General features: G+C 70.6%; 14 protein-coding genes. 10 read left to right on the plus strand and 4 right to left on the minus strand.

What is annotated here, in order from left to right; all coding sequences use genetic code 11:
* Nucleotides 1-80: 80 nt before the first annotated feature.
* The 4 genes from hutU (at nt 81) to hutI (ending at nt 5,633) form a co-directional block, all read left to right on the plus strand.
* Nucleotides 81-1,781: a urocanate hydratase gene (gene hutU, locus ABIA35_RS01280; protein WP_370339921.1), complete on the plus strand. Its 1,701-nt coding sequence runs from the start codon at nt 81-83 to the stop codon at nt 1,779-1,781.
* A gap of 65 nt (nt 1,782-1,846) precedes the next feature.
* Nucleotides 1,847-3,040, plus strand: a complete 1,194-nt coding sequence (locus ABIA35_RS01285) for an allantoate amidohydrolase (RefSeq protein WP_370340169.1) — start codon at nt 1,847-1,849, stop codon at nt 3,038-3,040.
* Entirely contained in the window at nt 3,037-4,488 is a 1,452-nt protein-coding gene (locus ABIA35_RS01290; RefSeq protein WP_370356165.1) for a formimidoylglutamate deiminase, read from the plus strand. Before ABIA35_RS01285 ends, ABIA35_RS01290 begins: the two co-directional genes overlap by 4 nt.
* On the plus strand, nt 4,485-5,633 hold the full coding sequence (gene hutI, locus ABIA35_RS01295; protein WP_370356167.1) for an imidazolonepropionase: 1,149 nt from the start codon (nt 4,485-4,487) through the stop codon (nt 5,631-5,633). Before ABIA35_RS01290 ends, hutI begins: the two co-directional genes overlap by 4 nt.
* Before the next feature lie 32 nt (nt 5,634-5,665).
* Here hutI and ABIA35_RS01300 read toward each other — a convergent pair whose 3' ends face one another.
* Entirely contained in the window at nt 5,666-7,060 is a 1,395-nt protein-coding gene (locus ABIA35_RS01300) for a cell wall-binding repeat-containing protein (RefSeq protein WP_370339918.1), read from the minus strand.
* A gap of 147 nt (nt 7,061-7,207) precedes the next feature.
* On the opposite strand from ABIA35_RS01300, the gene ABIA35_RS01305 reads away from it, so the two are divergent.
* The 3 genes from ABIA35_RS01305 to ABIA35_RS01315 are packed head-to-tail and all read left to right on the plus strand — an operon-like array spanning nt 7,208 to nt 10,241.
* Nucleotides 7,208-8,521 carry an MFS transporter gene (locus ABIA35_RS01305; protein ID WP_370356169.1) on the plus strand — a complete coding sequence of 438 codons (1,314 nt, stop codon included), beginning with the start codon at nt 7,208-7,210 and terminating at the stop codon, nt 8,519-8,521.
* Nucleotides 8,522-8,566: 45 nt separating this feature from the next.
* Nucleotides 8,567-9,127, plus strand: a complete 561-nt coding sequence (locus ABIA35_RS01310; protein WP_370339916.1) for a SigE family RNA polymerase sigma factor — start codon at nt 8,567-8,569, stop codon at nt 9,125-9,127.
* A complete protein-coding gene (locus ABIA35_RS01315) occupies nt 9,117-10,241 on the plus strand; it encodes a hypothetical protein (protein ID WP_370356171.1) in 1,125 nt (374 codons plus the stop codon). Before ABIA35_RS01310 ends, ABIA35_RS01315 begins: the two co-directional genes overlap by 11 nt.
* 96 nt (nt 10,242-10,337) lie before the next feature.
* Here ABIA35_RS01315 and serS read toward each other — a convergent pair whose 3' ends face one another.
* The gene (gene serS / locus ABIA35_RS01320; protein WP_370356173.1) at nt 10,338-11,615 is read right to left on the minus strand and encodes a serine--tRNA ligase; all 1,278 of its coding nucleotides are present in this window, start codon (nt 11,613-11,615) and stop codon (nt 10,338-10,340) included.
* Between the two features lie 130 nt (nt 11,616-11,745).
* Here serS and ABIA35_RS01325 point away from each other — a divergent pair, with 130 nt between their 5' ends.
* The gene (locus ABIA35_RS01325) at nt 11,746-12,066 is read left to right on the plus strand and encodes a rhodanese-like domain-containing protein (RefSeq protein ID WP_370356637.1); all 321 of its coding nucleotides are present in this window, start codon (nt 11,746-11,748) and stop codon (nt 12,064-12,066) included.
* Here ABIA35_RS01325 and ABIA35_RS01330 read toward each other — a convergent pair.
* A complete protein-coding gene (locus ABIA35_RS01330; protein ID WP_370339913.1) occupies nt 12,032-12,733 on the minus strand; it encodes a glycosyltransferase family 2 protein in 702 nt (233 codons plus the stop codon). The two genes, ABIA35_RS01325 and ABIA35_RS01330, sit on opposite strands and share 35 nt — an antisense overlap.
* Before the next feature lie 30 nt (nt 12,734-12,763).
* Between ABIA35_RS01330 and ABIA35_RS01335 the strand changes: the two genes are divergently transcribed.
* Together ABIA35_RS01335 and ABIA35_RS01340 are read left to right on the plus strand one after the other, a co-directional pair.
* Nucleotides 12,764-13,390 (plus strand): TetR/AcrR family transcriptional regulator, encoded by a 627-nt coding sequence (locus ABIA35_RS01335; RefSeq protein ID WP_370339912.1) that lies wholly within the window; start codon nt 12,764-12,766, stop codon nt 13,388-13,390.
* A 182-nt stretch (nt 13,391-13,572) separates the two neighbouring features.
* Nucleotides 13,573-14,745, plus strand: a complete 1,173-nt coding sequence (locus ABIA35_RS01340; protein WP_370356175.1) for a hypothetical protein — start codon at nt 13,573-13,575, stop codon at nt 14,743-14,745.
* Between the two features lie 116 nt (nt 14,746-14,861).
* Here ABIA35_RS01340 and ABIA35_RS01345 read toward each other — a convergent pair whose 3' ends face one another.
* Complete coding sequence (locus ABIA35_RS01345) at nt 14,862-15,845, minus strand: DUF5926 family protein (protein WP_370339910.1); 984 nt, start codon at nt 15,843-15,845, stop codon at nt 14,862-14,864.

A 15,845-nucleotide genomic window follows, 5' to 3' on the forward strand; every position in this document is an offset into this window, starting at 1 on the left:
TTCCCTTGTGGGGTTCCTGCTCCGTCTGAATGAATGAGATCATACGGTCGATCGCCCGCATGAATGAGAGGGGTCCAGGAATGACCGCGACCAGTGGTCCGCGCCCGGTGCGCGCCGCCCGAGGCACGAACATCACCGCACAGGGGTGGCAGCAGGAAGCCGCTATGCGGATGCTGATGAACAACCTCGACCCGGAGGTCGCCGAGCACCCCGACGAGCTGGTCGTCTACGGCGGCACCGGCAAGGCGGCGCGCAACTGGCAGTCCTTCGACGCGATGGTGCGCACCCTGCAGACGCTGAAGAACGACGAGACCATGCTGGTGCAGTCCGGCAAGCCGGTCGGCGTCATGCAGACCCACGAGTGGGCCCCGCGCGTCCTGCTGGCCAACTCCAACCTGGTCGGTGACTGGGCGAACTGGGAGGAGTTCCGGCGCCTGGAGGCCCTCGGCCTGACCATGTACGGCCAGATGACCGCCGGCTCGTGGATCTACATCGGCACGCAGGGCATCCTGCAGGGCACCTACGAAACGTTCGCCGCCGTCGCCGCGAAGCTGAGCAAAAAGGGCTCCGCTATCGCGACCGCAGTCCACGACACCCTGGCCGGGACCATCACCCTGACCGCGGGTCTGGGCGGCATGGGCGGCGCGCAGCCGCTGGCCGTCACGATGAACGGCGGCGTGGCGATCTGCATCGACTGCGACGAGCGGTCCATCGACCGCCGCGTCGAGCACCGTTACCTGGACGTCAAGGCGAACTCCCTGGACCACGCGCTCCAGTTGGCCACCGAGGCCCGCGACAAGCGCGAGCCGCTGTCCATCGGCGTCCTGGGCAACGCCGCCGAGCTGGTCCCGCAGCTGCTGGCGATGGACGCGCCGATCGACATCGTCACCGACCAGACCTCGGCGCACGATCCGCTGGCGTACCTGCCGATCGGCGTGGACTTCCACGACATGAAGCAGTTCGCGAAGGACAAGCCGGCCGAGTTCACGCAGCGGGCCCGCGAGTCGATGGCCAAGCACGTCGAGGCGATGGTCGGCTTCCAGGACAAGGGCGCCGAGGTCTTCGACTACGGCAACTCGATCCGCGGCGAGGCACAGCTGGCCGGCTACACCCGGGCCTTCGACTTCCCCGGCTTCGTCCCGGCCTACATCCGTCCGCTGTTCTGCGAGGGCAAGGGCCCGTTCCGCTGGGCCGCGCTGTCCGGCGAGGCGAGCGACATCGCCAAGACGGACAAGGCGATCCTGGAGCTGTTCCCGGAGAACGAGTCGCTGGCCCGCTGGATCAAGATGGCCGGCGAGCGCGTGCACTTCCAGGGCCTGCCGGCGCGCATCTGCTGGCTCGGCTACGGCGAGCGCGACAAGGCCGGCGAGCGCTTCAACGACATGGTCGCCGACGGCACGCTGGCCGCGCCGATCGTCATCGGCCGCGACCACCTGGACGCCGGTTCGGTGGCCTCGCCGTACCGGGAGACCGAGGCGATGGCCGACGGCTCCGACGCGATCGCGGACTGGCCGCTGCTGAACGCGATGGTGAACGTCGCCTCCGGCGCCTCGTGGGTGTCGATCCACCACGGCGGTGGCGTCGGCATGGGCCGCTCGATCCACGCCGGGCAGGTGACCGTCGCCGACGGCACGAAGCTGGCCGGGGAGAAGGTCCGCCGAGTCCTCACGAACGACCCGGGCATGGGCGTGATCAGGCACGTGGACGCCGGTTACGACCGTGCGGACGAGGTCGCCGACGAGCGCGGAGTGCGCGTGCCGATGCGTGAGGGTGACGCGTAACAGTGGCTGTGGAAAAAACTGTCCACAGGGCTGTGGATGAAGCAGAAGCGAGCGGCTACAACGAAATGTGGCACTCGCTTCTGCCCCTCGGCCTGAACTCCGACACCGGCGGCTACCGCCGATTCGCTTGGAACACCGCGGATCTGGCGTGCCGCGAATGGTTCCGCTCCGAGGCCGCCGCGCGCGGCCTGGACGTGGAGACCGACCGCAACGGCAACCTGTGGGCGTGGTGGGGGCCCAAGGGCCCCGGCGCCATCGTCACCGGGTCGCACCTGGACTCGGTGCCCGACGGCGGCGCGTTCGACGGACCGCTCGGCGTCGTGTCGTCGTTCGCGGCCGTCGACGTACTGCGCGCCCGAGGATTCACCCCGGCGAAGCCCTTCGCGGTCGCCTGCTTCTCCGACGAGGAGGGCGCCCGGTTCGGCATCGCCTGCGCCGGATCCCGGCTGATGACCGGCGCGCTGGACGCCGAGAAGGCGCGGGGCCTGTGCGATCTGGACGGCGTCTCGATGGCCGCGGCGATGGAGCGGGCCGGCCAGGACCCCGCGACGCTGGGCCGCGACGACGAGCGCCTGGACGGCATCGCGGCGTATGTCGAGCTGCACGTCGAGCAGGGCAAGGCGCTGGCCTTCACCGAATCGCCGGTCGCGGTCGCCTCGGCGATCTGGCCGCACAGCCGCTGGCGCTTCGAGTTCGCCGGCGAGGCCAACCACGCCGGCACCACCCGGCTGGAGGACCGGCGCGACCCGATGCTCACCTACGCCAACGCCGTGCTGGCGGCCCGCAAGAAGGCCAAGCTCGGCGGGGCGGTGGCGACCTTCGGGCGCCTGGTCGTGGAGCCCAACGGCACGAACGCCATCCCTTCGCGGGTGCGCGCCTGGCTGGACGTTCGGGCCCCGGGCGATGAGATCCTGGCAGCCGTGACCGAGGAGATCATCAAGGCCGCGGACGAGCGGGCCGGCCGTGACGGCACCATACTGAGCACCGAACGCGAGTCGCACACACCGGTCGTGGAATTCGACGACGTTTTGAGGAACCGTCTTGCGGGCAGTCTCCGTCTCAGTTTCGGCGCCGTCCCCGTGCTGCCGACGGGTGCGGGGCACGACGCCGGGATCCTGGCGGCGGCCGTACCGACCGCGATGCTGTACGTCCGCAACCCCACCGGCGTGTCCCACGCGCCCGGCGAGCACGCGGACGACCGCGACTGCCTGGCCGGGGTGACCGCACTCGCCGACGTGTTGCAGGAGCTGTGCCAGTGACTTCCCCCGAGAACCCGCAAGCCCCGCAGACCGCACAAACCACACAGAGCGCTCAGAGCGCACAGGACACACAGGACACACAGGCGGCACCGAGCGCACCAGCCCCGAAGCGCTTCTGGTGCCAGCTGGCCTGGATCGGCGGCGAGATCAAGAGCAAGGTGCTCATCGAGGTGGCGCAGGGGCGGATCACCGCGGTCACCTGCGGGGTGAAGCCCCGCCCCGACGACGCCGAGAGGCTGGCCGGCCTGACCATCCCGGGCCTGGCGAACGTGCACTCCCACGCCTTCCACCGGGCCCTGCGCGGCCGCACCCAGGTCGAGTCCGGCACGTTCTGGACCTGGCGCGAGCGCATGTACGAGGCCGCCGCGCACCTGGACCCGGACTCCTACCGCGAACTGGCCACCGCGGTCTTCGCCGAGATGGCGCTGGCCGGCGTCACGGCGGTCGGGGAGTTCCACTACCTGCACCACTCGCCCAAGGGCGGGCTGTACCAGGACCCGAACGCCATGGGCCACGCGCTGGCCGAGGCCGCCCAGGCCGCCGGCATCCGCATCACCCTGCTGGACACCTGCTACCTGTCCGGCGGCTTCGACACCGAGCTGAACGACGTCCAGCGCCGCTTCTCCGACGGGGACGCCGGCCGCTGGGCCGACCGGGTCGACGCGCTGCGCAAGGCGTATGCGGGCTCTGACTCGGTCCGGATCGGCACGGCGGTGCACAGCGTGCGCGCGGTCCCGGTGGACCAGCTCTCGCCGGTGGTGGCCTTCGCGGCGGAGAACGAGATGCCGCTGCACGTCCACCTGTCCGAGCAGCGCGCGGAGAACGACGCGTGCCTGGCCCGGCACCACAAGACCCCGACCGAACTGCTCCACGCGCACGGCGCGCTCGGCCCCCGCACCACGGCCGTCCACGCCACCCACCTGTCGCAGATGGACATCGACCTGCTGGGCACCTCGGGTACGGCGGTCTGCATGTGCCCCACGACCGAGCGCGACCTGGCCGACGGCATCGGCCCGGCGCACGCCGTCCACCTGGCCGGCGCCCCGGTGAACCTGGGCTCGGACTCGCACGCGGTGATCGACCTCTTCGAGGAGGCGCGCGCGGTGGAACTGGACGAGCGCCTGCGCACCGAACGCCGCGGCCACTGGCCGGCCTCGGAACTGCTGCAGGCCGCGACCGAAGCGGGGCACGCCTCGCTCGGCTGGCCCGGGGCGGGACGCCTGGAAGTCGGAGCACTCGCGGACTTCACGACGATCGCGCTGGACACCGTGCGCCTGGCCGGCGTGCAGCCCGCGCACGCCGCCGAATCGGTGGTCTTCGCGGCCACGGCGGCCGACGTCCGGCATGTCGTGGTGGCGGGGCGCTTCACGGTGCGCGATCATCGGCACGCCCTGGTGGAGGACGTGCCGGGGCGGCTGGCGGCGACGATCGGGGCGATCTTCAAGTGACCACCACCCTGTTCACCAACATCGCCGAACTCACCACCCACGCCGAGGCCGGCACCCTCGCCGACGCCGCCCTGGTCGTCGAGGACGGCCGGGTCGTCTGGACCGGATCCGCGGCCCAGGCTCCGGACGCCGACAAGTTCGCCGACCTTGACGGCCGCGCGGTAATCCCCGGCTTCGTCGACAGCCACGCGCACCTGGTGTTCGCCGGCGACCGCGCGCAGGAGTTCGCCGCGCGCATGACCGGCACGCCGTACAGCGCCGGCGGCATCCGCACCACCGTGGCCGCCACCCGCGCCGCCACCGACGACGACCTGCGCGACAACCTCGGGCGGCTCATCGGCGAGATGATGCGGCAGGGCACGACGACCGTCGAGTGCAAGTCCGGCTACGGCCTCACCGTCGAGGACGAGGCCCGGGCGCTGCGCCTGGCGCGCGAGCAGGCCGAGGCGGTCACCTACCTCGGCGCGCACGTCGTCCCGGCCGAGTACAAGGACCGGCCCGAGGACTACGTCGAGCTCGTCAAGGGCCCGATGCTCGACGCCTGCGCCCCGTACGCCGACTACGCCGACGTCTTCTGCGAGCGCGGCGCCTTCGACGCGGAGCAGACGCGCGAGATCCTCACCGCCGCGCAGGCCAAGGGGCTCGACGTACGGCTGCACGCCAACCAGCTCGGCAACGGGCCCGGCGTCCAGCTGGCCGTGGAGTTCGGCGCGGCTTCCGCCGACCACTGCACGTTCCTGGACGACAAGGACATCGAGGCCCTGGCCGGGTCGCAGACCGTCGCGACGCTTCTGCCGGGCGTCGAGTTCTCGACGCGCTCGCCCTACCCGGACGCCCGCCGCCTCCTGGAGGCCGGCGCGACCGTCGCGATCGCGACCGACTGCAACCCGGGGTCCTGCTACACCACCTCGATGCCGTTCTGCATCGCGGTGGCGGTGCGGGACATGCACATGTCGCCGGCCGAAGCGCTGTGGGCCGCGACCGTCGGCGGCGCCAAAGCCTTGCGCCGCACCGATATCGGCCACCTGGGCATCGGGGCTCGCGCGGACTTCGCCGTCCTGGACGCCCCGAGCTTCCTCCACCTCGCCTACCGGCCGGGCGTCCCGCTTGTCCACAGGGTGTGGAAAAACGGGACGCGCGTCTAGCTGTCCTTCTTTGCCGACTACCGGCTACCGCCTCACGGGTTGTACTGGCCCGTGTGGGCGGCGTCGGTGATCTGCTGGTACACGGTGTCCGTGATCGCCTTCGACCCGCCGAAGACGTCCACGTAGGAGATCCCGGCCTGCTTGCCCATCGCGTCGAAGTAGGCGCCGATCGAGTCGGGCAGGCTGTTCGGGTCGGTCAGCAGCAGCGGCTGCTGAACGTTCGCCACGTACGCGGCGCCGGTCAGGGCGTCGGCGAAGGTGGTGCCGCTGGCCACGCCGACCAGGTAGGTCAGGTCGAACTCGCCGAAGACCTTCGCCGAGGTCTCGTAGCGGTTCGCGCCGTACAGCTCGCTGTCGCACTGCCCGGCGGCCAGCGCGTGCAGCGCGTGCACCGCCGAGCCGCCGACGGCCGTGACCGCCTTGCAGTTCGAGGTGCCGAGCTTGCTCTTCACGTACGCCGAGGTGGTCGGGTCGAAGAAGCTCGAGCCGTTGGTCAGGATGATGGCGGCCGGCTGCGGCTGCTGGCCGGCGACCTCGGTGGCCCGGGGTCCGGCGGCCAGCGGGCCGGCCGACAACGCGTCGGGGAAGTCGGTGCCGGTGGCCACCACCACGTTCGCCGGGTCGCCGAGGCCGAACTTCGCGACCTGCAGCGCGGTGTCGAAACGGGTCTGGCCGGCGAAGCGCTGGACCTTGTAGCCCTCGTTGATCAGCTGCTGGTCCACCGAGGCCGGGACCGCCGCGTAGCCGCCGAGGATGAAGACGGTGCGGCCCTTGGGGACGACGCGGTTGATCTCGTCGTTGGCCGGGCCGTACAGGCCCGAGTTCGACGGCGTCAGCAGCAGCGGACCGCGCTTGTAGGCGGCCAGCGGGCCGCCGGCCAGCGCGTCCGGGAACGTGCCCGAGGTCGCGATGACCGCGGTCTGGGCCTGGCCCCAGCTGCTCTTCGGGTCCGCCGTCAGCCACTGCTTCTGGGAGATCTTCACCGCGGTGTCCAGCCGGTCCACGCCCGCGATCCGGGTGATCTGCGCCTGGCCGGCGGCGCCGCCGACGAGGAGGTGCCCGCTCTCGACCGCCGGGGAGTAGCCCGGCCACTGGAGTGTCAGGGTGACGCGATAGTCGCCGGCGTTCTGATAGACGTGCGAGACGTCCTGGTCCGTCGACAGCGCGGCCGACGAGCCGTCGCCGAAGTCCAGGACGGCCTTGCAGCCGTTGCTCGAGTCGATGGTGTTGCCGGCGACGCTGATCGCGATGGTCGCGGGAGCCACCGCGGCCGACGGGTTGAAGCTGATCGGGCCCTGCTTCTCAAAGCCTGAGGCACAGGTTCCCGAGTTGGCCGCGGCCTGCGCCGGCACGGCCGCCAGCGTCGAGGCGGCCGCTCCCGACACCAGCGCGACGGCGGTGAGCAGGCTGGATGTTCTGCGTTTCATTGGCGACGAGCCCCCAGCAGACGAGACGGGACGGACGGTGACGTCTCAGGAGCCTGGCGTACTTCGCGTACGTCATCAAAGGTAAGACGGCGTATAGACATTCGCTAAAACGCTGTGGGTAAATGTGCCCACCACGGGGAGGGGCACATGAAAACCATCATCAACCGCGATTTCACCAGGCTCTGGTACGGCCAGGCGGTGTCAAAGGTCGGGGACTACGTCTTCAACACGACGCTGGTCCTGTGGATCGCCACGAAGCTGGGAAACGGCAAGAGCTGGGCCCCGATCGCCGTGTCCGGGGTTCTCATCTCAGGCCTGCTGGCGATGTTCGCCATCGCCCCGGCGGCCGGCGTCTTCGCCGACCGCTGGAACCGGAAACGGACGATGCTCCGGATGGACGCGGTCCGGGCCGTCCTGGTCGGCGGGCTCGCGATCGTCTCCTTCCTGCCCGCCGACAAGCTTCCGGTGGGGATCTGGCTCACCGTGATCTACGCCGTCGTCTTCGCGGTCAACGCGGCGGGGACGTTCTTCGGCCCGTCGCGCATGGCCGTCGTCCCCGACGTGGTGAACGGTCCGGAGGAGATCGCCAAGGCGGCCGGCATCACCCAGTCCACCGACGCGCTGGCCGGCATGATCGGCCCGCCGTTGGCCGCGCCGTTGTTGTTCGCCGCCGGCGTGCAGTGGGCGATCATCATCAATGCCCTGTCTTACGTGGTCTCCTTCCTGGCGATCCGCTCGGTCCCGATCCCGGACAACGCCCCGACCGCCGAAGCCATCGCCGAATCCGGCTTCTGGACCGAGTTCAAGGCGGGACTGGCCTTCTTCGCCAGGACCCGGGTGCTGATCGTCGTGATCGTCTCGGCCTGCATCGCCAACTTCGGCGGCCAGGCGATGAACACGCTCGACGTCTTCTTCACCACCCAGAACCTGCACTCCGCGCCCAAGCTCTACGGCCTGCTCGGAATGGCGGCCGGCGCCGGGGCCATCGCGGGCGGTCTGCTGTCCACCCGGGCGGTGGCGCGGATCGGCACGGTGAACACGGTCTGGACGACGGTCGGGGCCTCCGGCATCCTGATCCTGGTCTACGCCCGGCAGACGTCCATCTGGGCCGCGATCCCCATCGTCTTCGCGGGCCTGCTGCCCATCGGGATGGCCAACGCCGCCTTCGAGCCGCTGGTCATCCAGGTGACGCCGCGGGCGATGCTGGGCCGCGTGGTCTCGGTGCTGATGCCGTTCATCAGCGTCACCCAGCTCGGCTCGACCGTGCTGATCGGCTGGCTGATGAGCACGGTCATGCTCCACTTCCACACCGACGTCGCCGGACTGCACATGGGGCCGATCGACACCATGTTCACGATCACCGGCCTGCTGTTCATCCTCGCCGGGTTCTACGCCTTCGTCATGCTGCCGCGCAAAGACACGGCCGTCCCGAGCAACCAACTGGACGCCTCAGCACTCTGAAGCGGCTGTCATGAACGACAGCACACCACGGAGGGCGGGTATCCGGTGTTAGGCAGGCTCACCGACGACGAGCTCGCGGACTTCACCGAGTTCGCCCACGCCCGGCAACGGCACCTGATGCGGACGGCGTACCTGCTGTGCGGGAACAGCCAAAGCGCACAGGACCTGACGCAGACGGCGCTGCTGGATCTGTGCCGCGCGTGGCGGCGGGTACAGCGCGTCGACGACGTCGACGCGTACGCCCACCGGGTCCTCATCAACGCCTACCGGACCGCGGCGCGCAAGACGGACCGGGAGCGCAAAGCCTTGTGGCGCAAGGCCTGGGAGTCCGGGTGGCCCGAGGACCGAGCCGCCCCGGACCGCGCCATAGGCGTGCGCCTGTCGCTGCTGGCGGCGCTGGACCGGCTGCCGCCGAGGGCGCGGGCCGTGGTGGTGCTGCGGTACTGGGAGGACCTGAGCGTGGAGGCCACGGCCGCCGCGCTCGGGTGCTCGGCCGGCACCGTCAAGAGCCAGTCCTCGCGAGCCCTGGCCCGGCTGCGCGTGCTGCTCGGCGACGGGTTCGCCGCCACCGATTCCGAGCACTGGGAGATCTCGTATGGGAACTGAACAGCCCGACACCGAAAGGATGCGCCACCTCTTCGACGACGCGCTGGACGACGTCGACCTGACCGCGGACGTCGTGCCCGGCGTGCTGACCGGGTACGCGCACCGGGTCAAGGTCCGGCGCTATCAGGCGGCCGGCGTGGGCGTGGCACTGGCCGTGCTGGCGACGGCCGGGACGACTGTCAGCGCCCTGCCACATCGCGGAGACGCGACCGCGCCGGGCGCAGGTTCGCAGGGTATTGGCTACTGCGGGCACCAGCACTGGGTCTGGACGCCCAACCCGGGCACCGTGGTGGTGGACAAGCTCGCCACGAATCCGGCGGTCGACCAGGCGAACTGCGAGGCGACGCAGACGGCCCTGCGCTCGGCGTTCCCGGGCGTACAGGTGATTCCGGACTACCACGCCGACCTGACCATGGATTCCCGCGCCGACCAGACGCTGGTGAAGAAGGACCTCGACGAGCTCAGCTACGTCGATCCGGTCAAGGGCTCCGCCGACGAGATGAAGGACTTCGGATCGGAGCTGAAGTACCTGGCCGTCCACCCGGAAGATCCGGCGAACGTCTACTACCCCGACGGCTACACGCTGGTCACCGCTGCCGGTCGGGAACACGTCTCCATCCGCCTCGCGATCGACGGCGGCTACGACCAGGCGCACCCCGCCACGTTCGTGGGAACGGCCGCCTCGAACGACTGCGGGAAGATGCCGGCGGCGCTGAACAAGACCGTCCAGTGCACGACCGTCGGCGTGGCCGACGGCTGGCACGGGGCGTTGTGGCGGGAACCGAACAGCTACGGCACCACGTGGCAGCTGTCGGCTGTTCTGACCGGACGGCGGGGCAAGACCATCGCGTTGAACATCGGAAACGACGACAGCGCCTGGTACCGGGAGGGGACCTACACCGGGACCCTCGACAACACCGACAGCACCGACAGCACCAACACCGGGAACACGAAGTGGATCAACCGGTGGACCGGCAAGACGGCTGTCGGCCGGAATCCGCCCGCCTCGCACGTCGTGACCGAGGACCAGGTGGCCGGCTTCCTCGACTCGTACGGGTTCCAGAAGTACGCCGACGGATACCTCGCCTACCTCGGCAACCTGCCGAAGTCCTGAACATTCGGGGAGAACGCACCAAGCAACAAAGCGGCGCTCAATCGAATCCAAGTCGATTGAGCGCCGCCCTCGCATTCTGTCAGGGAAGACCGGGCCTCAGCCCGCGACCAGCTCCAGCTTCTCGCGTCCGCCGAGGTACGGCCGCAGCGCCGCCGGCACCGTCACCGAGCCGTCGGCGTTCTGGTGGTTCTCCAGGATCGCGACGATCATCCGGGTCATCGCGCACAGCGTGCCGTTCAGCGTCGCCAGCGGGCGCACGCCGTCGGCGTCGCGCATCCGGATCTGCAGGCGGCGGGCCTGGAACTCGGTGCAGTTCGAGGTCGAGGTGACCTCGCGGTACTTGCCCTGGGTGGGGATCCAGGCCTCGCAGTCGTACTTGCGGGCCGCCGAACTGCCCAGGTCCCCGGCCGCGACGTCGATCACCCGGAACGGGATCTCCAGCGCGGTCAGGAACTCCTTCTCCCAGCCCAGCAGGCGCAGGTGCTCGGCCTCGGCCTCCTCGGGCAGGACGTAGGAGAACATCTCGACCTTCTCGAACTGGTGCACCCGGATGATGCCGCGGGTGTCCTTGCCGTAGCTGCCGGCCTCGCGGCGGTAGCACGAGGAGTAGCCGGCGTAGCGCAGCGGAAGCTTGGCCGCGTCCAGGATCTCGTCCATGTGGTACGCGGCCAGCGGCACCTCCGAGGTGCCGACCAGGTACATGTCGTCCTCGGTGAGGTGGTACACGTTCTCGGCGGCCTGGCCCAGGAAGCCGGTGCCGGCCATCGCCTCCGGCTTCACCAGCGAGGGGGTGATCACCGGGGTGAAGCCGTACTTCGTGGCCTGGGCCATCGCCATGTTCAGCAGCGCGATCTCCAGCAGCGCGCCGACGCCGGTCAGGTAGTACTGCCGCGCGCCGCCGACCTTCACGCCGCGCTCCAGGTCGATGGCGCCGAGCAGCTTGCCGAGCTCGACGTGGTCGCGGGGCTCGAAGCCCTCGGCGGCGAAGTCGCGGGCGGTGCCGACGGTCTCGCGCAGGACGAAGTCGTCCTCACCGCCCTCGGGGACGCCGTCGATGACCACGTTGGACAGCGCCAGCTGCAGGCTCCGGAGCACGTCGTCGGCCTCGTGCTGGTGGCTCTCGGCCGCCTTCACCTCCTCGGCCAGCTTCTTGGCCTGGTCCAGCAGGGCGGCCTTCTCATCCCCGGCGGCCTTGGGGATCTGCTTGCCGAGCAGCTTCTGCTCGTTGCGCAGGGTGTCGAAGCGGGAGACGGCCGCGCGGCGCGCCTCGTCCGCGGACAGCAGCGCGTCGACGAGGGTCGGATCTTCACCTCGGGCGCGCTGCGAGGCGCGGACACGCTCCGGGTCTGTGCGGAGGAGACGCAGGTCAATCATGGACCAAGGCTAGCCGGTCCGAGTGGCCTGCCCGTAATGCTTTGATGGATGTCCCGAGCCGGAACCGGGCCGTCCCGAGCCCCGTCCGCGCCAGACCGCGTCAGACCCATCAGACCTAGGAGTACTCATGCTGGCCACGACCGACGTGAACTCGCTGCCCGAGGGCGGCCTGCTGCTCGACGTCCGCGAGGACGACGAGTGGGCGGCCGGGCACGCCCCGACCGCGAAGCACATCCCGATGTCGGAGTTCGTCGCACGCAAGGACGAGCTGGGCACGCCCGAGGGCCCGGTCTACGTGATCTGCCGCGCCGGAAGCCGCTCCGCGCAGGTGGCGCAGTACCTGGACCAGAACGGCGTGCAGGCGGTCAACGTCACCGGCGGCATGCAGGCCTGGGAGGCCGCCGGCAAGGCGGTGGTCACGGACTCCGGGGCGGCAGGGACCGTGATCTGAGGGCCAGCAGCACGTCCCGGTACTGGCGGGCCCGGTGCATCTGGGACCGCCAGTCCTCACCGGTGACCCGGTGCCGCAGGTCCGCGGCGACCTCGGCCACCTGGTAGCCGGCGCGCAGCAGGTCGATGGTCAGGCCCACCTCGACGCCGAAGCGCGGCGCGTACCGGACGGCCTCGGCGGCGTCCCGGGTCAGGCAGCGCTGCCCGGACAGCGGCGCCGCCGCCTCGAAGCCCGTCAGCCTCTTGATTCCCTCCCGGGCCAGGCCGACGACCAGGCCGTGGCCCCCGCCGGGCTGCGGCGGCGGCAGGGCGACCGCCATGTCGCAGGCCCCGGTGCGGACCGCCTCGACCAGCGGGCCGGCCCCGGCCGCGGTGTCCTCGAGGTCGGCGTCCAGGAAGAGCACGTAGCGGGCTTGATCCGGCAGCGCCGCGACACCGGCGGCCATCGCCGCCCCCTTGCCCAGGTTGCGCCGAGTGGTGAGCACGCGGGCCCCGGCCCGGCGGGCGATCCGCGTGGTCGCGTCGCGGGATCCGTCGTCCATGACCAGCACCGGTCCCAGCAGCGCGGCGGCGCGCACGGTGGCCGCGATCCGCTCTTGTTCGTTCCATGCCGGGATGATGACGAAGACGTCACTCGATGTGACCTCTGTGACAGGTTCCGCCTCCATGCCCCGAGCCTAGAGGTAGCGTGACGGACGATGGACCGCAGCCGACACAGCGACGACAAGATCCTGGACGCCGCGCAGAGCGCGTTGCTGGACCTGGGACTGCGCAACACCACGCTCGCCGAGGTAGCGCGCCGGGCAGGCGCGTCCCGGATGACGCTGTACCGGCGCTATCCCGACATCGACGCCCTGCTCACCGAGGTGCTGGGCCGGCAGCTGATCAGGGTGGTGCGGCGCAACGCGGGCCTGCAGGAGCTGGCCGGCGGCGGCCGCAGCGCGCGCGACCTGCTGGTCACCGGGACGGTCGAGGTGGTGCGGGCGTTCCACGGCGACCTGCTGATGCACAAGATCCTGGAGTCCGACGCCGAGTTCCTGCTGCCCTACCTGACCCGCGACTTCGGCCCGCTCCAGCACTACGCGCTGGACCTGTTGTCGGTACGGCTCGAGCAAGGACACGAAGACGCCTCGATCCGGGCCGGCTCGGTGGCGCTCCAGGCGCGCACGGTCCTGCTGACGGCGCAGTCCTTCGTCATCTCGGCGCGGGCCGCGGGGCCCGTGCCGATGGACCGGCTGCTGGAGGAACTCAGCGGGATGCTGGACGCGTATCTGCGGCCTGGCGAAGACGGTGTGCGACCGTCCGATTCCGGACACGTGGAGTAATAGCCGCTGACGCCCCGGTAGCTAGACACCCGGGCGCTGGCGACGGGGGATGCACCAGCGACCGGGCTGGAAGCACAGTACCCACGGGCGATCGTTGAACGCAAAACAAGTTTGTTCGAGACGCGAATCGGCGGCGGGCGAAATGCCGGATCCGGTGCTGTTCGTGCGATTTCATGGCCGCCATGGCACTTTCCCGCACGGCCCCGCCGCGCGCCCTGGCCCTGCTGCCGACCGCCGCGGCGACCGTCGTCTGCGCGGCGGCCCTGGTAGCCCTGACAGGCGCGGCTCTGCCCGCGTCCGCACAGGCCGCACCCGCCTCCGCGCCCACGCCCACGTCGGCCGCCACCACCGCGCACGCGGCCGCCAGCACGCTGGTCACGGTGACCGTCGACAGCGTCCCGGCGCTCTCGCTCACCTCCTTTCAGGGCTCGTACGCGACCAGCACTGTGGTGCAGAACGGCGGGGACGCCTCCGCCGACAGCACGCAGGATCCCACCGGGCTGCTCGACCGGGTCACCGTCGACCAGCCGGCGCTGGCGAAGACGCACTCGGACCCGGCGAAGAACTGGGCCGACGCGCAGCCTTCGGTGGAGTACACGCTGCACGGCAAGAAGCTGTACTCGATCTCTGCTGTGGACACACATGCCGAGTGCACTCCGTCGGCGCAGGGAGCCGACACCTACGTGCACACGACCCCCAGCTCGGTGACCGTACTCGGGACGAGCATCGCGACCGGGAAGACCACGGTGCCGGTGACCGGGGCCCAGCTCGGGGCCGCGGGGGTGGATCACGGGAGCCTTGAGGTCTCGTACACCACCACCGCCACGCAGGCACAGCAGACGGCGACTACGTCTGGGCACGCGCATCTGGATCTGAGTATCAGCGGGGTCTTCTACGACAGCGCCGGCAAACAGCTCTATAGCGGGCCGGTACAGAAGCTGCGGCTCGGCGATGTGCAGGCGGCGTGTCAGAGCTCGGGGGCGACTACCCCGGCTCCTACGTCGATGCCTGGAACGTCCGCGCCGGGAAGCCCTGTGGGAACCACCCCGGCAGACGTTCCGCAGACCGCGGGCCCCGCTGCTCCGTCAACGCTTAAGGGCGCCCCGGGCCCGGCGGCGTATGTCGCCTCGCCGCACCACGCGCGACACAGTGGGCATGCCCGGGTCGGCACCAAGGACGAGCCCGGACCTGCTGTGCCGGAGAACGGAACGATGCTTCCCGCTGCTAACGCGGACAGCACGACGGCGTCGGGAGGCGGCGACGCTTCGCTGTGGTGGGCGGTGCTGTCAGTGCTCGCACTCGGCTGCGGCACCGGGTTGTATTTCGCGACGCGGCGGCGCGGGCGGCATCAGTAGCGCGTAACGCGTAACGCGTACAAGCAGAAAGCGCGGGAGCCCTTAGAGGACTCCCGCGCTTTCTGTCTGTAGAGCTGTAGAGCTGTAGAGCTATAGAGCTATAGGGCTCGCAACCCTTAGCGCAGCGTCACCTGGCGGCTCACCAGACCGGCGCGCGCACGGCGCTCCTCGTTCGTCAGCGGGCTGTCGTCGGCGAGCGCCTCGGCCAGCCGCTCGGCGAACTCGGCGGCCGGCTTCTCGATCTCCTCGGCCTCCATCTCCTTGGGGAGGTCCCAGACCGGGACGACCAGGCCGCAGGCCCGGAAGGCGCCGACGTAGCGGGTGCCCTCGCCGAGGCCGGACTGCTTGGCGGCGTGCAGGCGCGCCAGCGCGTCCATCAGCTTCTCCTCCTCGTGCGGCATGACCCAGCGGAGGTGGCCCTTCTCGCGGATGCGCGTCCAGTACGCCGAGGGGACGGACTCCAGCTTCTTGGTCGGGTACGCGGCGGCGTTGGCGTGCTCCAGCGAGAGCTGCGCCTCGGCCGACACGTCCGCGCCGTCGATGATCCAGAAGGAGAAGTCCTCGTGGACGGTGATGTCCAGGCTGTCGCCGCTGGTGTCCAGCAGGTCCCGCAGCCGCGGGCCGTCGGTGGTCGGCGCCGCCGAGTCCACGACCGTGCCGGGCTCGCTGTCCAGGGCGCGCAGCAGCGCGTCGGCCAGGTCGCGGTCCGGGTCCCCGGAGGTGGCCAGCGTCTGGAGCGCCAGCATGATCTCGCCGGTGTCCCGGTGCACCGCCGGAGCGGCCATCGGCAGCACCGTGGCCAGGGTGACGCTGCGGCCGGCGTGCTCGCCCGCCAGCTTCAGCGGCGCGGTGGCGGCCGGCACCAGCTCGCGCATCGCCACGATGTCGGCCTCGCCCGGCAGGCCCTCGAACGGCCGCTTGTTCGCGGTCGCCTCGGCGGCGTGCTGGTGCGCCGACGCGGCGGCCTCGCGCCCGTGGCAGGCCTTGTAGCGGCGCCCGGACCCGCAGGGGCACGCCTCACGTGCGCCGACGACCGGGATCTCGCCGTCCACAACCTGAGCCGGCCCGGCCTTCGCGGTCCTGCTCGACTTCTTGCCCAT

Source organism: Catenulispora sp. MAP12-49 (assembly GCF_041262705.1).
In the GTDB taxonomy this organism is placed as follows: domain Bacteria; phylum Actinomycetota; class Actinomycetes; order Streptomycetales; family Catenulisporaceae; genus Catenulispora.

Coding starts and splice junctions, on each gene's coding strand:
- hutU (WP_370339921.1), top strand. CDS start 81: ATGACCGCGACCAGTGGTCCGCGCCCGGTGCGCGCCGCCCGAGGCACG.
- ABIA35_RS01285 (WP_370340169.1), top strand. CDS start 1,847: ATGTGGCACTCGCTTCTGCCCCTCGGCCTGAACTCCGACACCGGCGGC.
- ABIA35_RS01300 (WP_370339918.1), bottom strand. CDS start 7,060: ATGAAACGCAGAACATCCAGCCTGCTCACCGCCGTCGCGCTGGTGTCG.
- ABIA35_RS01305 (WP_370356169.1), top strand. CDS start 7,208: ATGAAAACCATCATCAACCGCGATTTCACCAGGCTCTGGTACGGCCAG.
- ABIA35_RS01315 (WP_370356171.1), top strand. CDS start 9,117: ATGGGAACTGAACAGCCCGACACCGAAAGGATGCGCCACCTCTTCGAC.
- serS (WP_370356173.1), bottom strand. CDS start 11,615: ATGATTGACCTGCGTCTCCTCCGCACAGACCCGGAGCGTGTCCGCGCC.
- ABIA35_RS01330 (WP_370339913.1), bottom strand. CDS start 12,733: ATGGAGGCGGAACCTGTCACAGAGGTCACATCGAGTGACGTCTTCGTC.
- ABIA35_RS01335 (WP_370339912.1), top strand. CDS start 12,764: ATGGACCGCAGCCGACACAGCGACGACAAGATCCTGGACGCCGCGCAG.
- ABIA35_RS01340 (WP_370356175.1), top strand. CDS start 13,573: ATGGCACTTTCCCGCACGGCCCCGCCGCGCGCCCTGGCCCTGCTGCCG.
- ABIA35_RS01345 (WP_370339910.1), bottom strand. CDS start 15,845: ATGGGCAAGAAGTCGAGCAGGACCGCGAAGGCCGGGCCGGCTCAGGTT.